Source organism: Nonomuraea antri (genome assembly GCF_013283785.1).
GTDB classification, from domain to species: domain Bacteria; phylum Actinomycetota; class Actinomycetes; order Streptosporangiales; family Streptosporangiaceae; genus Nonomuraea; species Nonomuraea antri.
Genome location: NZ_JABCPZ010000171.1, coordinates 1 through 24667, shown reverse-complemented (window position 1 = coordinate 24667; position 24667 = coordinate 1). Strand labels below are relative to the sequence as shown.

21 protein-coding genes are annotated in these 24667 nt (G+C 73.4%); 17 read left to right on the top strand and 4 right to left on the bottom strand.

The window, feature by feature from the left end; translation table 11 throughout:
* The first annotated feature begins 107 nt into the window (after window positions 1–107).
* The 3 genes from HII36_RS39000 to HII36_RS38990 are packed head-to-tail and all read left to right on the top strand — an operon-like array spanning window position 108 to window position 1730.
* On the top strand, window positions 108–626 hold the full coding sequence (locus HII36_RS39000) for a hypothetical protein (protein WP_173528357.1): 519 nt from the start codon (window positions 108–110) through the stop codon (window positions 624–626).
* A gap of 7 nt (window positions 627–633) precedes the next feature.
* The gene (locus HII36_RS38995; protein ID WP_173528356.1) at window positions 634–1212 is read left to right on the top strand and encodes a hypothetical protein; all 579 of its coding nucleotides are present in this window, start codon (window positions 634–636) and stop codon (window positions 1210–1212) included.
* Window positions 1197–1730, top strand: coding sequence for an NUDIX hydrolase (locus tag HII36_RS38990; RefSeq protein WP_173528355.1), 534 nt, complete (start codon window positions 1197–1199; stop codon window positions 1728–1730). Before HII36_RS38995 ends, HII36_RS38990 begins: the two co-directional genes overlap by 16 nt.
* A 269-nt stretch (window positions 1731–1999) precedes the next feature.
* Here HII36_RS38990 and HII36_RS38985 read toward each other — a convergent pair whose 3' ends face one another.
* Window positions 2000–4201, bottom strand: a complete 2202-nt coding sequence (locus HII36_RS38985) for a hypothetical protein (RefSeq protein WP_173528354.1) — start codon at window positions 4199–4201, stop codon at window positions 2000–2002.
* 1674 nt (window positions 4202–5875) lie between these two features.
* On the opposite strand from HII36_RS38985, the gene HII36_RS38980 reads away from it, so the two are divergent.
* Genes HII36_RS38980 through HII36_RS38915 form a run of 14 tightly spaced genes read left to right on the top strand, consistent with a single transcriptional unit; the run spans window position 5876 to window position 22025 of the window.
* Window positions 5876–7231, top strand: coding sequence for a KamA family radical SAM protein (locus HII36_RS38980; RefSeq protein ID WP_173528353.1), 1356 nt, complete (start codon window positions 5876–5878; stop codon window positions 7229–7231).
* A complete protein-coding gene (locus tag HII36_RS38975; RefSeq protein ID WP_173528352.1) occupies window positions 7231–8544 on the top strand; it encodes a phenylacetate--CoA ligase family protein in 1314 nt (437 codons plus the stop codon). Before HII36_RS38980 ends, HII36_RS38975 begins: the two co-directional genes overlap by 1 nt.
* Window positions 8541–10253, top strand: coding sequence for a prenyltransferase/squalene oxidase repeat-containing protein (locus HII36_RS38970; RefSeq protein WP_173528351.1), 1713 nt, complete (start codon window positions 8541–8543; stop codon window positions 10251–10253). The genes HII36_RS38975 and HII36_RS38970 overlap by 4 nt, the downstream gene beginning before the upstream one ends.
* A gap of 7 nt (window positions 10254–10260) precedes the next feature.
* Window positions 10261–10641 (top strand): hypothetical protein, encoded by a 381-nt coding sequence (locus HII36_RS38965; protein WP_173528350.1) that lies wholly within the window; start codon window positions 10261–10263, stop codon window positions 10639–10641.
* The gene (locus tag HII36_RS38960) at window positions 10638–10922 is read left to right on the top strand and encodes an acyl carrier protein (RefSeq protein WP_173528349.1); all 285 of its coding nucleotides are present in this window, start codon (window positions 10638–10640) and stop codon (window positions 10920–10922) included. Before HII36_RS38965 ends, HII36_RS38960 begins: the two co-directional genes overlap by 4 nt.
* Entirely contained in the window at window positions 10922–11830 is a 909-nt protein-coding gene (locus HII36_RS38955; RefSeq protein WP_173528348.1) for an AMP-binding protein, read from the top strand. Before HII36_RS38960 ends, HII36_RS38955 begins: the two co-directional genes overlap by 1 nt.
* Window positions 11827–13119, top strand: a complete 1293-nt coding sequence (locus tag HII36_RS38950) for an AMP-binding protein (RefSeq protein ID WP_173528347.1) — start codon at window positions 11827–11829, stop codon at window positions 13117–13119. The genes HII36_RS38955 and HII36_RS38950 overlap by 4 nt, the downstream gene beginning before the upstream one ends.
* Window positions 13119–13871, top strand: coding sequence for an SDR family NAD(P)-dependent oxidoreductase (locus HII36_RS38945; RefSeq protein ID WP_173528346.1), 753 nt, complete (start codon window positions 13119–13121; stop codon window positions 13869–13871). The genes HII36_RS38950 and HII36_RS38945 overlap by 1 nt, the downstream gene beginning before the upstream one ends.
* A gap of 21 nt (window positions 13872–13892) precedes the next feature.
* Window positions 13893–15233, top strand: coding sequence for an ATP-grasp domain-containing protein (locus HII36_RS38940; RefSeq protein ID WP_173528345.1), 1341 nt, complete (start codon window positions 13893–13895; stop codon window positions 15231–15233).
* On the top strand, window positions 15230–16507 hold the full coding sequence (locus HII36_RS38935; RefSeq protein ID WP_173528344.1) for an MFS transporter: 1278 nt from the start codon (window positions 15230–15232) through the stop codon (window positions 16505–16507). Before HII36_RS38940 ends, HII36_RS38935 begins: the two co-directional genes overlap by 4 nt.
* 1 nt (window position 16508) lies before the next feature.
* Complete coding sequence (locus tag HII36_RS38930) at window positions 16509–17810, top strand: ATP-grasp domain-containing protein (protein ID WP_173528343.1); 1302 nt, start codon at window positions 16509–16511, stop codon at window positions 17808–17810.
* Window positions 17807–19045, top strand: a complete 1239-nt coding sequence (locus tag HII36_RS38925) for a 3-deoxy-7-phosphoheptulonate synthase (protein ID WP_173528342.1) — start codon at window positions 17807–17809, stop codon at window positions 19043–19045. Before HII36_RS38930 ends, HII36_RS38925 begins: the two co-directional genes overlap by 4 nt.
* Window positions 19042–20712 (top strand): HAL/PAL/TAL family ammonia-lyase, encoded by a 1671-nt coding sequence (locus HII36_RS38920; protein WP_173528341.1) that lies wholly within the window; start codon window positions 19042–19044, stop codon window positions 20710–20712. The genes HII36_RS38925 and HII36_RS38920 overlap by 4 nt, the downstream gene beginning before the upstream one ends.
* Window positions 20709–22025 (top strand): amidase family protein, encoded by a 1317-nt coding sequence (locus HII36_RS38915; RefSeq protein ID WP_173528340.1) that lies wholly within the window; start codon window positions 20709–20711, stop codon window positions 22023–22025. The genes HII36_RS38920 and HII36_RS38915 overlap by 4 nt, the downstream gene beginning before the upstream one ends.
* 157 nt (window positions 22026–22182) lie before the next feature.
* Here HII36_RS38915 and HII36_RS38910 read toward each other — a convergent pair whose 3' ends face one another.
* The 3 genes from HII36_RS38910 to HII36_RS38900 all read right to left on the bottom strand — a co-directional run.
* The gene (locus tag HII36_RS38910; RefSeq protein ID WP_173528339.1) at window positions 22183–23388 is read right to left on the bottom strand and encodes an alpha/beta hydrolase family protein; all 1206 of its coding nucleotides are present in this window, start codon (window positions 23386–23388) and stop codon (window positions 22183–22185) included.
* 110 nt (window positions 23389–23498) lie between these two features.
* The gene (locus HII36_RS38905) at window positions 23499–24233 is read right to left on the bottom strand and encodes a class I SAM-dependent methyltransferase (protein WP_173528358.1); all 735 of its coding nucleotides are present in this window, start codon (window positions 24231–24233) and stop codon (window positions 23499–23501) included.
* Between the two features lie 13 nt (window positions 24234–24246).
* A partial coding sequence (locus HII36_RS38900) for a BBE domain-containing protein (RefSeq protein WP_173528338.1) occupies window positions 24247–24667 on the bottom strand: 421 nt, incomplete at its 5' end.

Below are 24667 nucleotides of genomic sequence, written 5' to 3'. Positions count from 1 at the left end.
GTCCTGGGCGGGTCGTCCTGCTGGGGGCGGCATGTCACATTCGCGGGACGGCCGGCGTCTTAGAGGGTGACTGAACGCAATCGCGAACCGCACCGCGAGGTGACCCCATGGCGACGTCCTCACACATCGAGCCCGGATCCTGGCGGATCGTCCTGGAGGCGACCGAGGCCAGGCTGACGACGAACGGCAGGCAAGGCCCACGGCCGCTGTACGCGCCGTCGCGCCTCGACGGCTCCTTCTACCTGCGTCCTACGGGGACGCTGGCAGGCTTCGACCTGCACCTACCCCTACCCCTGCCTCCGCACCGGTTCTCTTCGCCCCGGCCTTCTTCACCCCGGTTCTCTTCGCACCGGGCGGAGCCGCCGGTGCTGCACTGGGAGTCCGCCGAACTCGACGGCGACGCCCGGGCGTGGCTGCGGTTCGGGTCCTTGGAGGTGTGCTCACCCGTGTCGGTGATGTGCGCCGAGATCCCCGGCGAACGGCCCTACGTGAAGATCGTCCTGGAGACGGTGTTCTGGTCGGGTAGCCTGCGCCTGCCGGGCTCGCGGTGGCTACGTCCGCGCCCGGTGACGCTCCGGCTCTTCACCGAGATCCGCAACGCGGAACACGTCCGGCCTTCGGCATGATGGAGGGGTGGCGGATCTGGTGCGGGAGGAGGCCGCAGACCTCTTTGACGCAAAGCCATCCGGCACAACGCGGCCGGCCGCGCACGTTCGGGCCGCGCACGTTCGGGCCGCGCACGTTCGGGCCGCGCACGTTCGGGCCGCGCACGTTGAGGCGGCGGACCTTCCGGACGTACACGTTCAGGACGTGCGCCTTCCGGACGTCCCGGACACCTCGTGCGCCTCACTCGCCTTGCGCGCCTCGCTCGCCGACCGGATGCTCGCACTGAGCGACGAGGCCGCCTCTCATCCCAACGTCCGTCCGCATCCTGGCACGCCAGCGATCTTCCGTCTGCACGCCGAGGACACCATCGACTCCGACGCCAACCTCCGGGACCTGAAGGGTCAGGAGCGCCTGAACGTGTTGCGCACCTTCCTCCGGCCGCTCGCCCGCCGCCGCATGGGCAAGCCCCGTGCCGATGATCACGGAGGGTGCATCCGTACATCCCATGCTCGACTTCGACGTCCCAACCGGCCGCGCGACGCGGATCACCGGGCCGCGATGACCGCAGTGGCGGGGAGGAGGGGCCGATCGTGCGGGTGCGCTTGAGCGCCGTACTGGAGACGCCGGACGGGCGGCTGCTGTCCCTGCGACAAGACCCACCGAACGGCACCCCGCGCCACCTCCTGCCCGGCGGCCTGGTCGACACCCCTGCGACGGACTTCGAGCACGCACTGCGGCGCCTCCTGCGCGAACGGTTCGGCATCAAGTCCACGATCGGCCCACTCATCCACATCGACCGCACGGGCATCCACGACGAGTACGTCTTCGCCGCCCACGACGAGCACGTTTTCGCAGACCAAGGCGCAGACCACGACACCGCCCACAGTGGGGACCACGGCGACCTGCCCGGCGGTCGCGGCCCGCAGCTTGGTGGCCCAGCGCCGAGCGGTTGCCGCTGGGACGGGATCGACCTCACACCCGCCGCCATCCACGCCGCCGCCTTCGTGCCGGCGGGGGTCGGCCTGCTACTGGCTGGTCACCTCCGACACGGCCGGCGGCCATGGACCCTGCCCGACATACGCTCACGGCCCCGACCTGAGCGACGCCACCACAGAACCCGCTGAGCCTCGCCACCACAGGACCGCTGAGCGACGCCGCCACGGGCCTGTTGACCGGTTCCCCCAGGGGCTCGTTGAGCGACGCCACCACGGGCCCGTCGAGCGATGCCATCCCGGGGCGCGTTGAGCGTCGTCACCACATGACCCCGTTGGGCGTCGCCACCCCGAGGCTCGCTGAGCGTCGCTATTACAAGCCCGTTAAGCGGCGTCCGGGTCCGATGGATGGTCGGTCGTGCGGCGACAGTCGCGGCGCGTGACCCACCCCCAACCTCCTCCTATCGCAGCGTGAGCGGGGTGGTCACGACGAGGGCCCAGTCGTCCCGGTTCGCAATGTCCGTCCAGGCGATCACCGGCCGTCCGCGGTCGTCCAGTGCCATGGACAGGCCGCCGCCGTCCGGTCGGAGTTCGGCGTCCCACGGGTCCCACTTGTCGTCGTCGCCGTCGGCGTCGTGGCCGGGGGCTCGGCGGATCTTGGTGACGGGGGTGCGTGTGCACCGCGTTCCGGTGCAGGTGGCGAGGACGATTCTGCTGCGGTCGGGGTCCTGGAAGGCGACCAGGGCTCGTCCCCGGCGGTCCAGGACCAGGGCCAGCCCTTCGTGGCGCTGCCCCGGGTCGGTCAGCTTGACGGTGGCGGCCTGCGAGCATTCGCGCGTGTGGCAGTCGAGCAGGGTGATCGGGCCGTCGAACGCGTCACGGTAAGCGATCAGCGGGCGGCCGTCGTCCCTGATCACCATGGCGGCCTTGGCGGTGCGGAGGTCGCGGGAGTAGTAGCCGTCCGGATCCTCGGGGACGGGCCGGCCCGTGCGTGACCGCGTGCAGACGGGATCGTCGCAGGAGATCACGGCGAGGACGCCGGTCTCGACGTCGATGGTGAGGACGACCGGACGATCGTCCCGGCCCACCCCGGCCACCAGGCCGTGCATGTAGTCGGAGAGGTCGTCGATGGGCAGCTCGGCGACGTCCTTGGTGCGCGGGCTGCCGCAGGCCGGGTCGTCGCAGACGGTGAGTGAGAGCACCTCGGCGCGGGTGTCGGCGCGCTCGTTCTTGCGCACGCGGAGCTGGGCGGCCAGCAGTCCGCCGCCGGGCCGGCCCGCCAGCGCGATCACCCGGTTCCGCTTGCCCATCGTCACCTCCGCGAGCGGTTTGCCGCCGGGCGCGGGGACGCAGGCCGTCGCGTCGCAGATGCGCAGCCCGAGCTTGGCCCGCCAGTCCGGGCCGTACACCCACTGGTAGCCCTCGGGCACCGTCCAGGACGTCACGGCCACCCGCCCGTCCGCCAGCCGGGCACTGACGGCCGGCTGCTCGCCGTCGACCGCGCCCGGCTCGACCCAGCCCAGCCGGGTTCCCGTGCAACCGCTGTCCTGGCAGGTCAGCAGCTTGGCCTCGCCGCCACCGTCGAGGACCATGACCATGCGCCCGCCCTGGCCGGCGTGCAGCGCGCGCAGGTCGCGCCAGTCGATGGTCAGGGACGAGCGCCTGTCCTGCCCGACGTCCGGGTCCCGCTCCTGGCCCGCCTCGACGACCGTCTCGGCGACCTCAAGCCAGCCGAACGGGTTCAGCAGCGCCGTGCCCGCGTACAGCAGGCCGGGCAGCAGCAGCGTCACGATCACCAGGGCCGGCCTGGCCCGTCCCGGGGTGCTGTCCGGCAGGCGGTCGACGACGTCCCGCACCTCGTCCGGCGTGCCCTGGAGCACCAGGCGCTGCAGGTACAGGCGCGCGAGCATGCTCGCCTGGAACGGCGCGACGACCGGCGTCAGCACCAGGCCGGCCGCGGCCTGCGCCATCGGCACGTCCGCCGCCGCCCACCACACCGCCTGCTGCACCGCAACCGGGACGACGATGACGCCGATGAGCAGCGCGAACGAGCTCTCCCACAGGGCGTCGTACGCCAGCAGGTAGCTCCGCCTGAGCGCGGCCCCGGACTCGAGCCCCTCCAGGACCACGGCCGGCACCGCCAGCAGGCACGGCATCAGGAACAGGACGAGAAACCCCAGCACGAGGAACACGGGGACCGTCCCGTCGAGCATGCCGCCCAGCCCCAACCCGGCCAGGACGAGCCCGCCGAGCACGGCCACACTGGTCACCGCGAGCGCCGTCAGGGCGGGCCAGTGCCGCACCGCCGTCCTGAGAGCGGCGGAGGCGGAGACCGGCCTGCCGACCGTGCGCCCGGCGGCGAGCACCACCATGGCGGGCAGCGCGACCAACTGGCCGAGCGCCCAGGCGACGGCGACCGCCACGGCCCACGTCAGCAGCCGCCGGTCAGGTACGTCGAGCAGCTCGAACGCGCCGTTGACCACGGCTGCCGAGGCCCCGTCCACGAGTACGAGCAGCGACGCCGCGGCGAGCAGGCTCAGCGGCAGGAACACCAGCAGCCCGGGCACCGCCAGCCTGATCAGGTTCCGCGCCGCGAACAGGTAGGCCGACCTGAGCACCCGGCCGCGCCGCATCTCGGCCTGGACGTCGATCGTGCCGGACATGGCGGTCCTCCAGCGATCGGGGAGGGGAGCCTTGAGCCTAGGTTTCCTGGACGGTGGGGGAGGGGGTCGAAGACCTCATCGGCATCCGATCGAACCTGTGGCGGCAGGCTTTCCGTACCCATCGGACCGGCGGGCGGCAGCCGTTCCGGTACTTATCTGACCGGCGGCGGCAGGCTCTCCGAAGCCGTCGAATCCCGTGGCGGCAGGCCTTTCTGCGCTCATGTCGCGTCGTCGGCGGCGCGGCCGAGGCGGCGGCTCGATGTATTTCTGGCGGAGGTTCTGGATCGTGCTGAGGTGAAGAAGGCGTCGATGGCGGGTCCGGGGTGCTTCGGCCGGGCCTGGCGGCGGGGGTGGCCCGTCGGCGTGAGCGGATCGGGGCGGCCCGGTCATGACGAGGGGCGTGCTGGTGCGGCTCGCCGTCTGGGCGTCCGTGGTGCTGTCCGTCGTCGGCGTGGTCGGGGTGCTGGCGCTGCCTGCGGTCTGGCGGCTGGGTTACTTCAACGGCGGCATCCCGATACTCGGATTCGTCTTCCCGTGGGCGGGCGCGGTCATCCTCTCGCGGCGTCCAGGGCGTCGGGTGGGCCAGGCGCTGGCTGGCCTGGCCGTTTCGTCGGCCGTGTCGCGGGCATCGCCGGGCATCGTCGGCCATCGGGCCAGCGCCGGGCACCGCCTGCGCTGGCACAGAGTGTGCGTCTCGCCGACGTCGGTCAGTCGGCTGCTCGGCGGTCTGTATCGGGGGCTCGACGGGGGTGGTTCAGGTGATGGGCGAGCTGATCGACAGCCTGAACCCGTCACGGGGGGAGGAGCTCGGCCTGGAGGGAGCCGAGCGTGTACCGGCCGGTTTTGGTGCCGAGCTGGTCGTCAGGGGGAGCTGGATGCGCTGCAGACGGGGGCAGGGGCCGCCGCCTATCGCAGCGTTCAGGAGGCGTTGACCGACGCGGCCGAGCACGCCGCCGCCGTATGCGCGTCGCCACAGGCACGTCGCGCACAGGCACGTCGCACCGGTACGTCGCCACCGGCACTGCCGCCGGGTACGCCGCGGTCTTCCTCACTCACCGTGAGGACTGCCTCACAGTGATCATGGACGACGACCGCGTGGGCATCCAGCCCGCCGGGACCCGCACCGCCGCTCGGGTGAATTGAGCACCCCGTCCGATAAGAGCGGCCGGCAGCTCATTTCTGCGCTGTGCCATGCCCAATTTTGCGCATTTTGTCAGGCATCACAAAAACGGATTCGATCTTGGATTGGTTTAGGTATGTCCGTTTTGTGTTCAGTCATTTGCAAGTGGCATCCAAGGTGCCGGAGGCAGTGTGTGTCGCGGCCGATCCAGCGAAGAGGAGGAATTCTTGACGGCGCAGTGCTCATGCCTAATATGAGCCAGTCTCGGAATTGCCTCATGTAACGCTGCTTGCAGGACGTTCACCGAGGTCACCTGCATTATTGCGCCATAAATTATGAATAGTGATACCCGTTCTATTGTCGCCTGACACGCGACGCCCACTATCACAATCGGACGGCGTTGTGTGTCGTTTGCCCTATTCGGATCGCGCGTGGAGCGTTCGAATGGTGCGGCGCGATCGCGGATATCACCGGCTCGCATCTCTTGCGGCGGGGGACCAGCCGACCGCCCATTTCGGGCTGTCCAGAGTGTGTTTGAGACAGGAGAGCAATAGGTGTATACCTATCGGCAGCAGGAACTGGTCGAGCCGGATTGGCGCCGGTTTCCTGGCTGGAAAGACGTCACGGTCCAGCAATGGCGTGACGTCCAGTGGCAGCGCGCCCACTGTGTCAAGACGGTGCGCCAGTTACGCGCCGTGACCGGCGACCTGGTCGGCGACGCCTTCTTCGCCGACCTGGTGCGAGACCAGACCACATCGGCGACCATGTCGATGCTGCTCACCCCGCAACTGATCAACACGATGGCGCCGCACACGCCACCGGACGACGAGAGCCTGCGCGCGGACCCGGTGCGCCGCTACATGATGCCGATCGCCTCGGACCGCAGGACCGACTGGCCCAGCCACCCCTACGCGAGCCGCGACTCCCTGCACGAGGCCGAGATGTGGGTCACCGAGGGCCTGACCCACCGGTACCCGACCAAGGTGCTCGCCGAGGTGGTGCCGACCTGCCCGCAGTACTGCGGGCACTGCACCCGGATGGACCTGGTCGGGCCGTCCACGCCGGGGGTCGACAAGTACCGGTTCGCGCTGCGGCCGGCCGATCGCCTGGCCCGGATCCTCGACTACCTGCGCGCCACCCCGACCGTCCGCGACGTCGTGGTGTCCGGCGGCGACGTGGCCAACCTGCCCTGGCCGCACCTGGAGGACTTCCTCACCCGGCTGCTGACCATCGAATCGGTCCGGGACATCAGGCTCGCCAGCAAGGCCCTGGTCGGGCTGCCGCAACACTGGCTGGTGCCGTCGACGGTGGCCGGCATCGAGCGGATCGCCGCGATCGCCGCCAAGCGGGGCGTCAGCGTCGCCATGCACACCCACGCCAACGCCGCGAGCCAGGTCACGCCGCTGGTCGCCGAGGCCTCCAGGACGATGCTGGCGGCCGGCCTGCGCGACGTCCGCAACCAGGGAGTGCTGCTCGCCGGCGTCAACGACACCCCGCAGGCCCTGCTCGACCTGTGCTTCGCGCTGCTCAACGAGGCGAGCGTCACACCGTATTACTTCTACCTGTGTGACGTGATCCCGCAGGCGGAGCACTGGCGGCTGCCGCTGCACCGGGCCCAGTCGCTGCAGGACGCGATCATGGGCTACCTGCCCGGCTTCGCCACGCCGCGCCTGGTCTGCGACGTGCCCTACGCCGGCAAGCGGTGGGTGCACCAGGTCGTGTCCTACGACCGGGTCCGCGGGATCTCCACCTGGGCCAAGGAGTTCCGCGGCCCCTTCGACGAAGCGGACGACGCCGAGCGGCGCTACGAGTACGTCGACCCGATCCACACCCTGCCCGCCGAAGGCCGGCTCTGGTGGACGGAGCAGACGAACCAGCCCCAGCCTCCCGCACTGACCGGAGCACGCTGATGTGGCTCAACGACCCCGGCGCCCGCGCCGCCTTCACCCTGGCGCACCGGCAACAGGAACTGCTCGACAGCACCGGCTACCGCGCCGACGTGGTCGCCGACATCCAGCACCAGAAGCTCGCCGAGCTGTGGGGCCGGGCCGTCAGCGTGCCGCACTTCTCGGGGCAGCCGGGCTTCGCCGCCCAGGACCTGCCGCAGTTGCCCGTCACCACGAAGGACCAGGTCAAGGCCGATCCTGACGCCTTCGCCCGGACCGATCTCAGCGGCGTCGCCCGGTACTACGAAAGCTCGGGCTCGTCGGGTCGTACCACGCCGACGCCGCGCACCGCGGCCGACCTGATCGGCAACGCCGTCTCCGTCGCCGGGCTGTGGCGGCGGGTGCTGGGCGCCGAACCGCTCCGGGCCGCGGTGATGCTGCCGTCCGACGTCCTGCCCGTGGCCGACCTGGCGGCGGCGGTCTGCGAATACCTCGGCCACACGTTCCTGCGCTGCTACCCGTTCACCACCGGCGTCTGCGACTGGGACCGGCTGGAGGGCCTGTTCACGCGTTACCGGCCGCAGGCGGTGTTCGCCGCGCCCGGCGTGTGGGCGCAGTGGACCAGACTGCTCAAGCAGCGCGGCCGGCTCGCCGACGTCAAGGAGAGCGTGACCACGGTGCTGCTGCTCGGCGAGGTCAGCCTCCCCGGGCAGCGGCGCAGGCTGAGCGCCGACTGGGACGCCACCGTGCTGGACGCCTCCTACGGCAGCACCGAGACCGGCACCATCGCCGCCGCCTGCGCCGCCGACCGGCTGCACCTGCTGACCCCCGGGCACCTGCTCGAGATCAGGGACGGCGACGTCATCGCCCCGCCGCGCCCCGGCGCCACCGGCGAGCTGATCACCACCACCCTGAACAACCACGCCCGGCCGCTGCTGCGCTACGGCACCGGCGACGTCGTCACCGTCGGCGCCGAGCCGTGCGAGTGCGGGCTCGGCCTGCCGACGATCGCCGTGCACGGCCGCGGCGACGACACCCTCGTCTGGCGCGGCGCCACCCTGTCCGAGCACCTGCTCGGCAGCCTGGTCTACGACGACCCGCGGGTCACCGGCTACCTCGTCCAGGTGGCCGGCGACGGCGCCAGAGCGCGACTCGTCCTGGAGAAGGACGTCGACGTCGCCGGTGACGCGGAGCTCGTCGCGACCGCGCGCGAGCGATGCGTGCGGGCCGGCGTGGAGTGGGACGACATCGTCGTCGTCTCCCAGCTCCCCGTCGTCAGCAAGGCCGGCGCCGGGCTCAAGAGCTGGAAGCGCACGAGCATCGCGAGGATGCCATGAGCGGCGTGCCCACCACCGACGGCGGCGCCCGCCAGCCCGAGGCCGACCTGTGGTGCAGCTACGCCGCGATCCGCGCGCTGCGCTGGCTGGGCGGCGAGCCCGCCGACCCCGACGCCGTGGCGGCCTTCCTGCTCTCCCGGCGCAACGACGACGGCGGCTTCGCCTGGCAGCGCGGCCTGCCCTCGGACGTGTGGGCGACCTACTACTGCGCCCAGGGCCTGGCCGACCTCGGCCGGGAATGCCCGCGGCCCGACCGGCTGGCCGCCTGGCTGGCCTCGACCCGCGGCCCCGACGGCGGCTTCGGGATGACCCCGGGCCGCTCGTCCGACGTCTGGGCGACCTACTACGCCTGCCGGCTCTCCCAGGAGATCCTGCGTGAGCCGGTCGACCGCGGCCAGGACCTGGCCGGCTGGCTGGCCGCCCTGCAGACCGGCGACGGCGGCCTCGGCTGGATGCCAGGCGGGGGCACGGCCGACGTCCGCGCCGGCTACTACGGCGCGCTCGCCTGGACCGCCTCGGGAGCGGGCCGGCCGGCCTGGGACCGGGACCGGCTGGTCGGCTGGCTGCAGGACCGGCAGCGCGCCGACGGCGGATTCGGCTTCGCGTCGGACACGGAGTCGTGCACGTGGGCGGCCTTCCGCGCCACCGGGGCGCTGCGCGCGCTCGGTGCCCGGCCGCGCGACACCGACGGGCTGGTCGGCTGGCTGTCGGCGCGCACCCTGGACACGGGCGGGTTCGAGCGCTGGCCCGGCTACGGGCAGGCGGACGTCTGGTCGGCGTTCACCGTCGTCGGCGCGCTGGCCAACCTGGACCTGACGCCGCCGCCCGAACTGGCCGACCGAGTGATCGCCCAGGTCAGGGCCTGCCAGCTGCCCGGATCCGGCTTCACCTACCGCGAGGCGGACGGGGCCGGCGACAGCCTGGCGACCGCGGCCGCGCTGCTCGACCCGGCCCTGCCCGGCGGGCCGCGCCGGACGGGACTCCGGGACTGGCTGCTGCGCGCGCAGACACCGTACGAGGGCGGCGTGATGTACATGCCGGGCCGGGGCGCCGAGGTCCGGTGCACCCTGTGGGCCGCGTCCGCGCTGGCCGGCACCGGCACGACGCTGGATCTCGACCGGCTCGGCCCATGGCTGCGCGACCTGCAGAACACCGACGGCGGCGTGGGCTACTGGGTCGGGCGCGGCTCCGACCTGACCTCGACGGCGTCGGCGGTGGAGGCCGCGGTGGCGTCCGGGCTCGACCCGGCCGCCGTGCTCGACACCGCGCGGGTGGCCGACTTCGTCGGCCGGTGCTCGACGGGCGAGTCGTGGGCCGACATTCCGGGCGGGAGGCCGTCGCTGACCGCGCTGGCCCAGGCCGCCCGCACCCTGCACGCCATCGGCGCCCCTCAGGACCCGCACGCCGTGGGCACCGCGCTCAAGGCCGGCGCCAGCCCGCTGGGCGGCTGGTCGGCGCACCCGCGTCACGTGCCCGACCTGATGTCGACCTACCAGGCGGTGCTGACCGCCCAGGTGCTCGACCTGCCGTGGGACCGCGCGTCCGTGCGGCGGCTGCTCGACCGGCTCGTCGCCGGCGACGGGTACGCGTGGAGCCCGCTGAGCCGCCGCAGCGGCGGACCGCTCGCGGACTGCCTCGGCCGCCTGCTCGCCCACGCGTGCGACGCCGGTGACGACACCGGCGCCCACCTGCCCCGGCTGAACCTGTGAGGACGACGTGCCGACGACGATCATCGCCACCCCGCTGCGCGACCCGGCCTTCCAGCGCAGGGTCGCCAAACAGCTCACCTTCTGGTGGCGCCGCCATGGCGTGACACCGGCGCACGTGGTGACCAGGTTCGCCGACGAGAGCGGCGACCAGGTCTTCATCGGCCCCTACCCGCTCACCGCGCGGGACGAGCGGCCGTTCGCCTTCGCCCAGTGCGTCCTGGCCCAGGACCGTGACCAGGACTTCCGCGCCGCCTGCGCGGCCGAGATCCGCCGGGTGCTCGGCCCGGAGATCCCGCCCGACCGCGTGTTCGTCGCGATCCACCCGACCGACCCCGCCGACCACTTCACCCCGGACCACCTCGATTCCAAGGAGAACACGACCGTATGACCCCCGACGACATCCGCGACCAGGTACGGACGCTGGTGAGCCGGCTGCTCGGCGCCGACCTGACCCCGGCCCAGGACGAGCTCCCGCTGGCCGGCATCGATCCCGACAAGTACGACAGCCTCGGCGTACTCGACTGTGTCGCGGGGGTGGAGCAGGAGCTCGGCATCTCCGTCGACCTGGTGGACGACGACCTGCGGGTCACCTTCCGCAGCGTGGCCTCGATCGCCGCGCTGGCCGGACGCAAGCTCGCCGATGCCAGGGCGCTGGAGTGGCAGCTCTGATGCCCGCCCTCGAAGAAACCCAGGTGCGGGCCTTCCGCACCTCGGGGACGACCGGCGAGCCCGTCACCTGGCTGCGCGACACCGGCCAGCTCCGCGCCGAGGCCGCCATCCTGGCCGAGCTGTGCTCGGCCGGCCAGGCCGACGGGATCGTCTGCTACGCGCCGCCCGACCACCTGTACGGCTACCTCATGGGGCTGGCGCTGCCCGAGCTGACCGGGCTGCCGTGCCGGATCCTCTCGGTCACCGCGCCGCTGTCGTCCGGGTTCGCCGGGTTCCGCCGGCCGGTGGTGGCGGCCCTGCCCGCGGCGGTCGTCACCATGGCCAGGGACCTGCCGACGCTGCGCCGGCTCGACCGGCTGACGCTGGTGCACGGCTCGGCCGCGCTCACCCCGGCCGCCGTCGACCTGCTGGCCGCGCTGGACGGGCGGGCGGAGCTGGTCGAGCTGTTCGGATCGACCGAGACCGGCCTGGTGGGCCGGCGGTCGCGGCACACGGACGACTGGCGTCCCGCGCCGGACGTCACCCTGGCCACCGAACCGGACGGACGCCTGCGGGTGACCAGCCCGCGCATCGCCCGCCGCGACGGCGAACCGGCCGGGCCGGCCGGGATGAGGGACACCGTGCTGGACGACCTCGTCACGGTCAACCCGGACCAGACCTTCCGCTGGCTCGGCCGCGCCAACCGGCTGATCAAGATCAATGGGCGGCGGGTGCATCTCGACCAGGTCGAGTCGGCGCTGCGCGACCTGGTGCCCGGGGCGACCCTGTGGTGCCGGGCCGAGCCGGACGCCGTCCGCGGCGAATGGTTCAGCGTGCTGGTGACCGAGTCGGACCGGGTCGAGGCCGTACGAACCGCCTGCCGCACGCTGCCCGCGGCGGCCCGTCCCCGAACGGTGGCGGCGGCATGAGTGACACCCAGACCAGTGAACGGGAGCACCACGTGGAGACCATCAGCGAACGCGTGAACGGCGCGGACACGACCGGCGAACGGCTGCGCGGCGTCGTCGCCGGGGCCGCGCGGCTGTCCAGCCTGGCGGCGAAGTACGCGGACGCCGACCTCGACGGCGGCTTCCGCTTCGACCTGATCGCGCCGATGACCCGCGACGAGGCCACCGCCGCCGCCCGCGAGGCGCACCGGCTGGCGGAGCGCAGTCCCGGCCGGTCGGCCTACCTGTTCACCAGCGGGGGCAGCACCGGCACCCCGCACCTGGCGTGGATTCCGGCCGGGCTGCACCTGGACGAGATCGAGCGGCTCTGGCAGCCGTTCGTGCCCGGCGACGTGGTCGTCAACCTCGCCATGCCGGGCCGGCTGTGGTCGGCGCACGTCTTCTACAACCGCCTGGCCGAACGCGCCGGGGCCGGCGTGATCGGGCTCGGCCACGTCGACGAGTCCGAACTGCCCGGCTGGGCCGACTTCCTGTACGAGCAGGGCGCCACCGCGGTCGTGGGCACCCCGGGCCAGCTCGCCACGCTGATCGGCTTCCTGGCCGAGCGCGGCCATCCGCTGCTGCGCCGGTTGCGCACCGGGGTGTGGTTCGGCGAGCCGTGCACCGCCGAGCTGGAATCCCTGCTGGCCGGGCCCGCCGCGCACCTGGAACTGCACGCGAACTACGGCTCCACCGAGACCTGGGTGATCGGGTACAACGGCCCGGGCTGCGGGACCGACTCCTTCCACGTGCTGCCACACCAGCACGTGGAGCTGGTCGACGGCGTCGTCCTGGTCACCTGCCTGCACCCGGACGCGGTCGGCCCGGTCATCCGCTACGAGATCGGCGACCGGGGCGAATGGGCCACCTGCCGCTGCGGCGAGCCCGCGGTCCGGCTGCTGGGCCGCGATCATCACCTGGTCAAGTTCGCCGGCACCCTGGTCGACCCGGGCGAGCTGGCGCGGGCGGCCGGTGCGGTGGCCGGCGTGCGCGGCGTGCAGATCGTCCTCGTCGAGGAGCAGCCGGGCCACGCCGAGACGCTGGAGCTGCGGCTCGTGGCCGAGCCCTCGGTCGACCCGGCGGCGGTGCGCGAACGCGTCCTGGCCGCGCACATCGACCTGGCCTTCGGCCTGCGCGGCAACGAGGACGAGGCGATGCCGGTCCGCGTCGTCGAGCGGCTGGAACGCGTCGACAGGACCGCGAAGACCCCCGTGGTGCTGCGCCGGACCGTGGCGCGGACCGCTGACACGAGCGCACCGGAGGTGCAGTGATGAGTGACGCACGCGTGGTCGTGGTCACCGGCGGCGGCACCGGCATCGGCCGGGCGATCGCGCACCGGTTCGCCGCCGAGGACGCCGACGTGGTGATCGTGGGCCGCCGCGCGGCCCCGCTGGACGAGGTCGCCGCGTCCGGCCGCGCGGACCAGATCCGGCCGGTCGTCGCCGACGTGTCCGTCCCCGCCGACATCGCGCGCCTGTCGGCGCAGGTGAACGACTGGTACGGCCGCGTCGACGTGCTGGTCAACAACGCCGGCTACCTGCTGCCCGTGACGCTGGCCGACCCCGCCTCGGGCGGCCCGGCACTCGCCGAGATGCTGGACACCCACCTCATCGGCCCGTACCGGCTGACCGCCGCGCTGTCCCCGATGCTGACCAGGCCGGGCGGACGCGTGATCAACATCGCCTCGATCGCCGCCGTCACCGGCGGCAGCGGCGCCGGCGCGGCCCAGGGATACGCGGCCGCCAAGGCCGGGCTGATCGGGCTGACCTTCGGCATGGCCCGCGAGCTCGGCCCGCAGGGCGTCACCGTCAACGCGGTCGCGCCCGGGTTCGTCGAGGACACCGAGTTCACCGCCGACTTCTCCCAGGAACGCGTCGCGTTCCTGGTCGGCCAGACCGTGACGGGACGGGCCGGGACACCGGCCGACGTCGCGGCCGCCGTCGGCTACCTGGCCGGCGACCAGGCCGGCTGGGTCACCGGCCAGGTCCTCCACGTCAACGGCGGCTCGATCTTCGGACGCTAGCCCCGCGAAGGAGCCACACACATGCACGTATCAAGCAAGTCGAATGCATCCCCGCCCGGGGACGCGGTCGTGGTGCTCGGCGCGATGTTCGCGTTCCGCTACCCGCACCTGGTCACCGCCGCCGCCGGGCGCGGGCTGACGGTCCTGGCGATCGACAGCCCGAACCGGTTCAGCCGCCTCATCGACGGCGGCCGCCGGGCCGACCCGTCCCACCCGCTGGCCGGCTACGCGGAGGTGGCCTGGATCGAGGGCGAGGCGCACGAGCAGGTGATCGAGCAGGTGCTGGAGTGGTCACGCGGGCGCCGCATCCGCGGCGTGCTGGCACTCGACGAGGCGTTCGTCGAGGTCATGGGCCTGATCGCGGACCTGCTCGACCTGCCTTCACCGGGTCTGCGCGCCACCCGCGTCTGCCGCGACAAGCAGCTGCAGCGCCGCTACCTGCCGCAGTGGAGCCCCCGCTCGCTGCTCGCCCGCTCCGGCTCGGACGTCGTCCCGGAGCGCTTCCCCGCCATCGTCAAACCGGTGGGCAGGGAGGCCAGCTCCGGAGTGGTCAGGGTGGACGACCAGGACGCGCTGAACCGCGCCCTGGCCACCTACGACCCGGACGAGGACCTGCTGGTCGAGGAGTTCGTCACCGGCCACGAGGTCTCGGTCGAGTCTCTGGTCCAGGACGGCTCGATCCTGTTCGCCTCGATCACCGGCAAGGTGACCACAGAGACGGGCTCGGAGTACTTCGTCGAGCTCGGGCACACCGTGCCCGACCCCGACCTCGACGACGACCAGCGGCAGGCGGTGCTCGACGCCAACGCGGCGATCCTGCGGCGGCTCGACTTCGCCGACGGCATCGCCCACGCCGAGTACCGCATCCGCGCCGACGGCTCGGTGGCGCTCATGGAGATCGCCGCCAGGACCCCCGGCGACAACATCGGCGTCCTGTACCACCTGGCCTGCGGCGTGCCGCTGGAATCTGCGCTGCTGGCCATCGTGCTCGGCGAACCCGCCTCCTACCCGGCGCCGGTCCGCTGCGCCCGCGGCATCTACCACGAGCATCGCGATGGCGTGCTGCGCGACGTCGTCGCCGAGGGGATCGACGTCCCGGTGACCTGGCTGTCGAAACGCTGGGCCTGGCCCGAACTGCGGCCGGCCGCCGAGCCCGGCGAGCCCGGGCAGGTACGCATGATCGTCGTCCAGCGTGACCCAGGACACCGGCTCACCGAGATCCGCCAGTCCGCCGACCGGGTCGTCATGTCGGTGATCGACGCGCCGACGGCGCCCGACCTGGACGACCTGCAGGCGCGCAGCGCCAAGGCCCTGCTGATCGTGGCCGATCACGAGGACGCCGCCGGGAGCGCCGGATCATGACCAACGCGCTGATGAGAGGGGTCCGCGAACGGCTGGAACCCCTGCGCCCGGTCGAGTACCGGCGGGTGGCGGCGGCCCTGATGACCACCAACATGGGCAACGGGATGCAGTTCATCGCCAACGTCTGGCTGATGCTGGAGCTCACCGACCACCCGTGGGGCGTCCCGCTGGTGCTGCTCGTCGGCGCGTTGCCGGGCAGCACGCTGGGGCCGCTGATCGGCATGGCGATCGACCGGTTCCCCCGGCGGCTGCTGTTCGTGGTCACGGACCTGGTCGCGGCCGCCATGCTCGGCGTCACCGCGATCCTGTCCGCGACGGGCAACCTGGAGATGTGGCACCTGTTCGCCGTGGTGTTCTTCCTCGGCGGGATCGAGTCCATGTCCGTCCCGACGGCGGGAGCGCTGGTCCGCGAGATCGTCCCGCAGGGCAAGCTGCTGGCCGCGAACGCCACCAGCGGGGTCGCCATCCAGATCGGCCAGGTGCTCGGCGCGGCCATCGGCGGCCTGATGATCGCGGCCACGAACGTGACCGGCGTGCTGATTCTCAACCTGGTCACGTTCCTGGCCTCGGCGATGCTGGTCGCCGGGCTGCGCACGGCCGGGCACAGCTACTCCGCGCCGACGGGCCCGCGCGGCTGGCGCACCACGTTCGCCTGGTCCAAGCAGGGCCTGGTGTACATCCGCGAGCATCCGCGGCTGATGCCCTCCTACATCATGCTCGTGGTGCTGTTCGCGGTGCTCTACATGCTCAACACGCTGATCGCGCCGTTCGCCGTGGAGGTGCTGGCCGTCGGCTCCGACGGGCTGGGCCTGATCGACTCCATGTTCGCGCTGGGCGCGGTGCTCGGCGGCATCGCGCTGCCGGTGCTCACCGCGCGCATCGACGAGAGCAAGCTGGCCGGGATCGGCGTGATCGGGCTGGGCGGCGCGATGATCGGCATGGGCCTGGCCACCGGCCTGCTGTTCCCGATGCTGGCCTACGCCACGATGGGCATCACCTTCCAGGCCTTCTACATCTTCCGCAGCCGCGTCCAGGAGGCGGCGCCGGTCGACCTGCAGGGCCGGGTGATGTCGCTGGTGATCACCACGGTCAACCTGTGCCGCCTGGGCGTCTATCTCATCCTGGCGGTCTCCGCCGGCGCGATCGCGCTGCGCTCCATCTACGTCGCCGCCGGCGGCCTGGTGGCCGTGCTCGGACTGATCGTCACCGTGGCCGCGCTGCGGCGCAAGGACGATCCGTCGCTGTCCCCGACCTCCTCTGCGAAAGGAGCGTGAGATGGCCCAGCCGGCGGTCATCCTGCTCGGTGGCCTGGTCGCCACCTGGAACCACCGATTCCTGCGTGCCGCCCACGACCGAGGCCTCGAAGTGCTCCTCGTGGACACCGCGAACGCGCGCCTCGGCGCGGCCAGGTCGGCCGGCGTCGAGGCGGGCGGCGGTCATCCGTGGAGCCGCGTCGCCGAGATCGGCGAGCACGACTCCGACGCCGCGCGCCGGATCCTCGACACCTGCCTGGAGTGGGCCGGGCGCTACGACATCCGCGGGGCCTGCAGCCTGCGCGAGGAGTTCGTGACCGCGGCCGCGCTGGTCGCCGACGTGCTCGGCCTGCCGTCCCCGGGCCGGCGGGCCGCCAGGGTCTGCCGGAACAAGTACCTGCAGCGCCGCTACCTGGCCAGGTGGAGCCCGCACTCGGAACTGATCTCACCGGAGCGCCGCGAGTCGGTGGCCGGCTGGACCAGGTTCCCCGCGGTGCTCAAACCGGTCGGCCGGCTCGCCAGCTCCGGGGTCCGCCTCGTGCACGACGCCGACGAGCTGCGGGCGAGCCTGCACGCGTACGCCGACGACGAGGTGCTGCTGCTGGAGGAACGGGTCGAGGGACAGGAGTACTCGGTCGAATCGCTCAGCCGCCGCGGCGAGCGCCGATACGCCGAGATCACCGAGAAGCGCACCACCGAGGACGACGGCGAGCCCTACTTCGTCGAACTCGGCCACACCACCCCGGCGCCGCTGCCCGGCGAGACCAGGAACCGGCTGCTGGCCACCCACGACGAGATCCTGGCCAGGCTCGGCTTCGACACCGGGATGGCGCACGGCGAATACCGGATCACCCCGGACGGCGGCATCAGCCTCACCGAGATCGCGGTCCGCCCGCCCGGCGACGCGATCATGAACCTGCACGGCCTGGCCACCGGCGGATCGCTCGAGGACCTGGTCGTGGGCCTGGCCGTCGGCGACGACCCGGACGTGCCCGCCGCACCCACCCGATGGGCCCGCCAGGTCTTCCTCCCGCATCAGCCGGGAACGCTGGACGGAGTGGAGATCACCGCTCCGCTGGGCGCCGAGCTGCGCTGGTTCGACCCGACGGCGGCGGGCGACCTGGTGCCCGAGACCAGCAGGGCGGACGACCCGCCGACCGTCCGGTGCCTGATGGCGCTCAAACCGGCCGGCGCGCGCCTGTCCGCGCTGCACGAGTCCGCCGACCGGGCCGCGACGTTCGTCATCGACGCGGCGAGCAGGCCCGAGCTGGACCGGCTCGAGCAGGCCGTCCGCACCGCGGTCCGGCTGAAGGTGGTTCCGTGACCGGGCACGCCGCGCTCGCGCCGTCGTCCCCGGCCGGGGAGGTGATCGACGACGGCGCCCCGGCACTGTCCGAGGACGCCCCGGTGTTGTCCGAGGGCGGTGTGACGTGGCCGTCCGCGAGCGCCGTCCGGGCCGTGACCCGCGAGCTGGGTGACCGGGCGCCGCTGGTGGACCTGGCGAGCTGCCTGGCCCTGCGCGCCCGGCTGGCCGACGCCGCGCTCGGCCGGGCGCTGGTGCTGCAGGCCGGCGACTGCGCGGAACGCTTCCACGAGGTGTCGCCACGCTCCACCCGGCGCAAACGCGGCCAACTGGCCGCCCTGGGCCGGATGCTGACCGACCAGGCAGGACTGCCCGCCGTACTGATCGGAAGGATGGCGGGCCAGTTCGCCAAGCCGCGCAGCCACGCCACCGAACCGGCGCCCGACGGCACGCCGATCCCGGTGTACCGGGGCGACGCGGTCAACGACGCCGCCACCGAACCGCGGGCCCGGGTCGCCGACCCCCGGCGGATGCTGACCGCGTACGCCCGGTCCGCGGACGTGCTCGGCCACCTGGAGACGCAGCCGGGGCCAGCCGCCCGGATCTGGGTCAGCCACGAGGCGCTGCTGCCCGAGTACGAGGAGCCGCTGGCCCGGCTCGACCCGGCCACCGGCACCAGGTACGCCTCCTCGGGCCACCTGCTCTGGGCCGGGGAGCGCACCAGGTCGGCGCGGGGCGCGCAGGTCCGGCTGCTGGCCGGCGTGGCGAACCCGATCGGGGTCAAGCTCGGCCCCGGGATCAGCGACGCCGAGGTCACCGAGCTGATCGAGACGCTCGACCCGGGCCGCCGTCCCGGCCGCCTGGTGCTCATCCCGCGACTGGGCCACGAGCGGGTGCACGAGGTCCTGCCACGGCTGGTCGCGGCGGTGGCCCGCACCGGCGCGCGGCCGGTCTGGCTGTGCGACCCGATGCACGGCAACACCGTCAAGCTGGCCGACGGCCGCAAGACCCGGGTGGTGCCGCACGTGATCGCTGAGGTCCGCGCGTTCGTGGCCGTGCTGGCCGCCGCCGGGCAGCATCCGGCCGGGCTGCACCTGGAGACGACGCCGGAGCTGGTGACCGAATGCGTCGAGGGGGAGCCGGCCGGTGGCGTGCCGGAGTTGCCCAGGTACGCGACCGCCTGCGACCCCCGGCTCAGCCCTCGTCAGGCGGGCCAGGTCGTCGAGTCCTTCCTGGCCGCCCGGGCGGGGACATGAGCTGCCGGATCGCCCCGGAGGCCGGTGCGGAGCTCGGTGCGGAGCCCGCCCCGGAGCCCGCGCCTGAGCTCGGTGCTGACACGTTGCGGCCCGGGCAGGTCGTCGGCATCGCCAGGACCCCGGGGACGCGGATCGTGCTCTCCGCACGCGCCCGCGCCGCGATGGCCGGCTCGGTGGAGCTGCGCGACAGCCTGATCGCCACCGGCCGGCCGATCTACGGCGTCACCACCGGCTTCGGCGACAGCGCGCGCCACCAGCTCGCCCCCGAGTCTGCCGCCGAACTGCAACGCTCGCTCATCCGCTACCACCTGGTGGGCTCGGGACCGACGGCGTCCGACGACACCGTGCGCGCGACCATGCTGATCAGGGCCAACTGCCTGGCACGCGGATACTCCGGCGTCCGGGCCGAGGTGGTGGACGTGCTGCTCGGCCTGCTCGCGCACGACATCCTGCCGGTCGTACCCGAACGCGGCTCGGTGGGGGCCAGCGGCGACCTGGTGCCGCTGTGTTACATCGCCGACGCGGTGACCGGCGACGGCACGGTCCACTACCGGGGCGAGCTGATGCCGGCCGCGCGGGCCATGCGGGCGTGCGGGCTGGAACCGGCCAGGCTCGCGCCGAAGGAGGCCCTGGCGCTGATCAACGGCACCTCGTTCATGGCGGCCTTCGCCGTCCTGGCGGCGGCGGACGCGGCGGAGCTGGCGGTGATCGCCGAGGCGTGCACCGCGCTGGCCGTCGAGGCCGTGCGCGGCTACCGCGGCGCGTTCGCCGCGTTCCCGCACGACCACAAACCCCACCCGGGGCAGCGGCGCAGCGCCGCCGCGATAGCGGACCTGCTCGCCGGCTCCGCGCTCGTCACCGGCGCCGACGAGTCCGACCACGGGCCCGAATACGGGCCGGACCACGGCGGGCACGGTGATCGGCGGCTGCCCCGCCCGGTCCAGGACCGGTACTCGCTGCGCTGCGCCCCGCAGGTGATCGGCGTCCTGCGTGACACGCTCACCTGGGCCGACCAGTGGCTGGGCATCGAGATCTGCTCGACCAACGACAACCCGATCTTCGACCCGGCCACCCGTACCGTGCACAACGCGGGCAACTTCTACGGCGGCCACGTCGGCCTGGCCATGGACGCGCTCAAGACGGCCGTCGCCAGCGTCGCCGACCTGCTCGACCGGCAGCTCGCCACGGTCGTGGACGAGCGGTTCAGCAACGGCCTGCCCGCCAACCTGGCCCCGGTCGACCCCGGACGTCCCCGGCTCGACCACGGGTTTAAAGGCGTGCAGATCGCCGCGTCCGCGCTGACGGCGGAGGCGCTGAAACTCGGCATGCCGGCCACCGCCTTCTCCCGGTCCACCGAGGCGCACAACCAGGACAAGGTGTCGATGGGCACCATCGCCGCCCGGGACGCCAGGACCGTCGTCGACCTCGCCTACGACCTGGCGGCGCTGCACCTGGCCGCGCTCTGCCAGGCCGTCGAGCTGCGCGGCCCGGCACTGGCGGGCGCGGGCAGCCGGGCGGTCTTCGACGCCGTACGCGAACACGTCGGGTTCGTGTCCAGCGACCGCCGGCTCGACACCGAACTCGCCGCGCTGACCGCGGCCCTGCGCGAGGGCCTGGTCGGCACGGCCGTCGCGTCACTTTCACCCGATCTGGAGACGATCTCATGACCACCTTGACCGATTCCCCCGGCACGACCGGCCCGAACCGGCACCTGCCGCCGCTGCTGGCCGGGCCGCTGCGCGACCGGCTGGCCCGCGCCGACGCCGGCGACTTCCCCGCCGCCGCCTGGCGCGAGGAACTGGACGCCTGGGCCCGCGAGGCGGACGCCCGCTACCGCGCCTGCGTGCACCTGCGCCCGGTCCCGGAGAGCGCACTGCCGATCGCGGTCGGCGTGAAGGACACGATGGACGTCGCGGGCCTGCCCACCACCTGGGGCATGCGGCGCTACCGCCACCACCCGACGACCTCGGCCGTCGCACTGGAGGGCGTGCGCGCGGCCGCGGTGAACGCGAAACTCGTCACCACCGAGATCAACATCGGCATCGGGTCCGGCTGCCTCAACCCGTACCTGCCGGAGATCGACCCGACCGGCTCCAGCACCGGCCCGGCCGTGGCCGTCGCGGCCGGCATCTGCGACCTCGGGCTGGGCAGCGACGTGATCGGCTCGATCAGGGCGCCGGCCGGCCGGTGCGGGCTGGTCGGGCTGCGTACCACGCACGACCCGGCCAGGCTGCCCGGCCTGCTGCCGCTGGCCTCGACGATGGACACCGTCGGCTGGATCGCGCGTACCGCCGACGACCTGGCGGTGTTGTGGAACCGGCTGGACCTCGGGCCCGGCCGCGTCCAGGACGACCGGCACACCCGGCGCAGGATCGGGATCCTGGCCCACGAGCTGGCCTCTCCCGCGGTGGCGGAGTCCGTGGAGCGCACCGCGAGCGCGCTGCGGGAGGCCGGGCACGAGACCGTCCTGGTCGACCTGGACGAACTGTGGCGCTGGCGCGGCGCCGCCTGGGAGCTGTGCGCCCGCTCCGCCCACGACACCCTGCAGGGCATGACCGCCGAGATCCTCGATCCGGCGACCGTGTCGAGCATCGCGTTCGGCGCGCGGGTGGACCCGGCGCGGGCCGCGGAGATCCTCGACGCCCAGCCGCGCCTGCGGGCGCTGGCCGCGAACCTGTTCGCCGCCGCCGGGGTGGACGCGTGGCTGATGCCGCTCGACGCCGACCTGCCGCGCAGGCGTGGCGGGCCGCCGCCCACCGACGTGTTCCCCTCGCCCGAGATGCCGGACTTCGACCGGGAGATCGGCTACAACCCCGTCGCCAGCATCGCCGGGTTGCCGGCGCTGGCCTGCCCGGTCGGCATCACCGACGCCGGCATACCGCTGTCGGTGCAGATCGTCGGCCCGCGACACCACGACGCGGTCCTGATCGAGCTGGCCCGCGACCTCGCCGCGCTGCGGCCGGCGTACGAGCTGCGCTGACGCGCGACCACCGGCGCCCCTTTCCCGGGGCGCCGGCCCGTTCCCGGGCACCAGCCCGGCTCTGGGCGCCGGCCCGTTTCCCGGGCACCAGCCCGGCTCTGGGTGCCGGGCCGTTTCCTGGGCACCAGCCCGCCTTCCTGGGCGCAGGGCCGCTCGCCTAATCCCAGAACGCGACCTCGAGATAGCGCGGCGACGGCCCGGCGAGCAGCGGCCGCGGCCGCCCGCGCAGGTGCCGGTCCACGAAGGCGGCCACGTACACCCGGGTGATCTCGATGGCCCGGGCGGCGGGGATCCCGCCGGCGCCGATCCTCTCGGCGATCAGCGGAAAGTCGCTGAAGGACGGATGCTCCATGCCGTCCGCCGTCAGCCACCGCTTCCACCCGGTCATGCGCGGCCACTCGCGCCCCCACGACGGGTCCTGCCCGCCGGGCCGGTGGCCGCGTACCGCGCCGAGGAGCAGGAACGGCCGGGCGAGCCCGGTGGCGGGGAGGTGGAAGGCGCCGTCCAGGTTGACCCCGGCCCGCACGCGGGCGTCGGTGAGCATGGTCCACGCCGCGCTCGCGCCGCCCAGGGAGTGGCCCACCATCGCGATCCTGGACGGGTCGATCAGCCGCGCCCCCGGCCAGGCGGGGCCGGGACCGAGCAGCCGGTCGAGGACGAAGGACGCGTCCGCGGCCCGCACCCGGGTGGCCTTCTGCCCGAGGCCGGGCTCGTCCGTCAGGCGGCAGGCGACGCAGGTGGCGGTGCGGCCGTCGGGGAAGGTCGTGCCAGAAGACTCGTAGGTGTGGTCGATGCCCGCCACCACGTAGCCCCGGCTGGCCAGGTCCTCGGCCAGCGTCGTCAGCGTGGCGCGGGGCGCGGCGGAGCCGGGCGACAGGATCACCAGCGGCAGGCTCCGGTCACGGCCGAGCGGCGGGGCGCCGGTGACCGCGTTGGTCCGCGCCCGGCTGAGCGCCTCGGCCGGGATGCCCTCGATGTACTGCTCCCGCAGCAGCAGCTCGGCCTCGCGTTCGGTCAGGTACGGCGCCCGCCGCCCATGAGCGGTCCGCGCCGGGTACCACAGCGAGACCATCAGCTCGCGCTCGGCCCGCTCCGGCACCCACGGGTCGGGACGGGACCCGTCCACCAGGTGCAGGCTCGTGGTGCCCACGGGATGCGGGCCGGTGGGCGCGGTCAGTACCAGAGCGGGAACACGCGCGGCGGTTGCCCCGGCCGCCGCGCCGGCACTGACGCCGGCCGCCCCTCGGGCGCTGACGTCGGTCGCCGCCTTGGCGGTGGTGTCGGCGGCCGCGGGCGTGGCGAGGAGCAGCAGCGCGAGTGCGGCGGCCAGCGGGCCGTGCGGTCGTAGTAAGGATGTCGGCATGGGCAGGATCTTCGCCGCGCCCGCCCGCCGCACGCTTCGGCCGAACGGCCGAACGCGGGCTGCGACTTTCGCGCAGCCGCATCCGACCACGGGAGCACCCCGGGGTGACGTCAGAGGGGCGCGTAGTGCGAGTCGACGGCGGGCTGGCCGGTGTAGTTGGGCCCGGCCCGGTCGTCGGCCCCGAGATAGCGGAAGGGGAGGACGAGGTCTCGCGGCCCCGTCCAGCTGACGCGCTTGGCCCGGGCGTCGTAGGTGACACCCTGCGCGCGCAGCGCCGCCGTCAGCCGCCGCCCGGCCGGCGCGCCGTCCGGCAGGCGGATCGCGCGCAGGTCGAGGTTGGCCACGAACAGCCCGTCAGCGGTGAGCCGGCGGCCCGCCATGGCCAGCACGCCCAGTTTGTCCCCCACGTAGTGCAGCCCGTGCACGCACGTGATCAGGTCGAACACCCCCTCGGGCGCCCACGCCGGCACCGACGCCGTGACCAGCCGCAGCAGGGGCGGACGCGGCGCGCAGCCGAAGTGGCCGGCCAGGTCCACGCCGACGATCTCCACGTCGTGGCCGGCCAGCAGCCCGGCCGCCTCACCCAGGGCGAGCCCGGCGCCACAGCACAGATCGAGCCAGCGGACCGGGCCCTCCATGCCCGACACCGGGCCCTCCGCGCCCACTACCGGGGCCGCGCCCGCTGCCGGGCCCTCCGCGTCCTTCGCGCCCGCTGCCGGGGCCTTCGCGCGTAACCGGGACAGGACGTCCACGCCCAGTTCACGGCGGTAGCCGGGCAGCCGCCGTTCCCTGTTCATCAGGCAGTTCGCCACGACCGGCGACGTCTCCAGCGTGGCGTCGTCCATCACCCGCCCGACCCTACCGAATCGCCCCGACAGGGTGATTGGCGCGGAAGAGGCCCGCCGGGTCGTAGGACTGCTTGACCGCGCGCAGCCGGGCCAGCGTCGCCTGGTCGTGGAAGGCGCCCGGGTCGTCGGAGGTCTCGCGGAAGTTCGGGTAGTCCCGCGCCGCCCGCCAGGGCGCCACGGCCGTCAGCACCTGACGCACCGCGTCCGACACCGGCCCACGCATCGCGGGATCAGGCACGACCCCGACCGCGTACAACGCGAACTCGGCGGCCAGGCTGCCCAGCGCGCCCGCCCCGGACGTGCGGCGGCCCACCGCCCCGCCGAGCTGACGCAGCTCCACCGACATCAGCGGCACGTCCACCCCGGCGCCGGCCGCCGCCAGCAACGCCTCCAGCGCCTCGGCGGGCAGGTGGGCCGCCGCACGTCCGGGG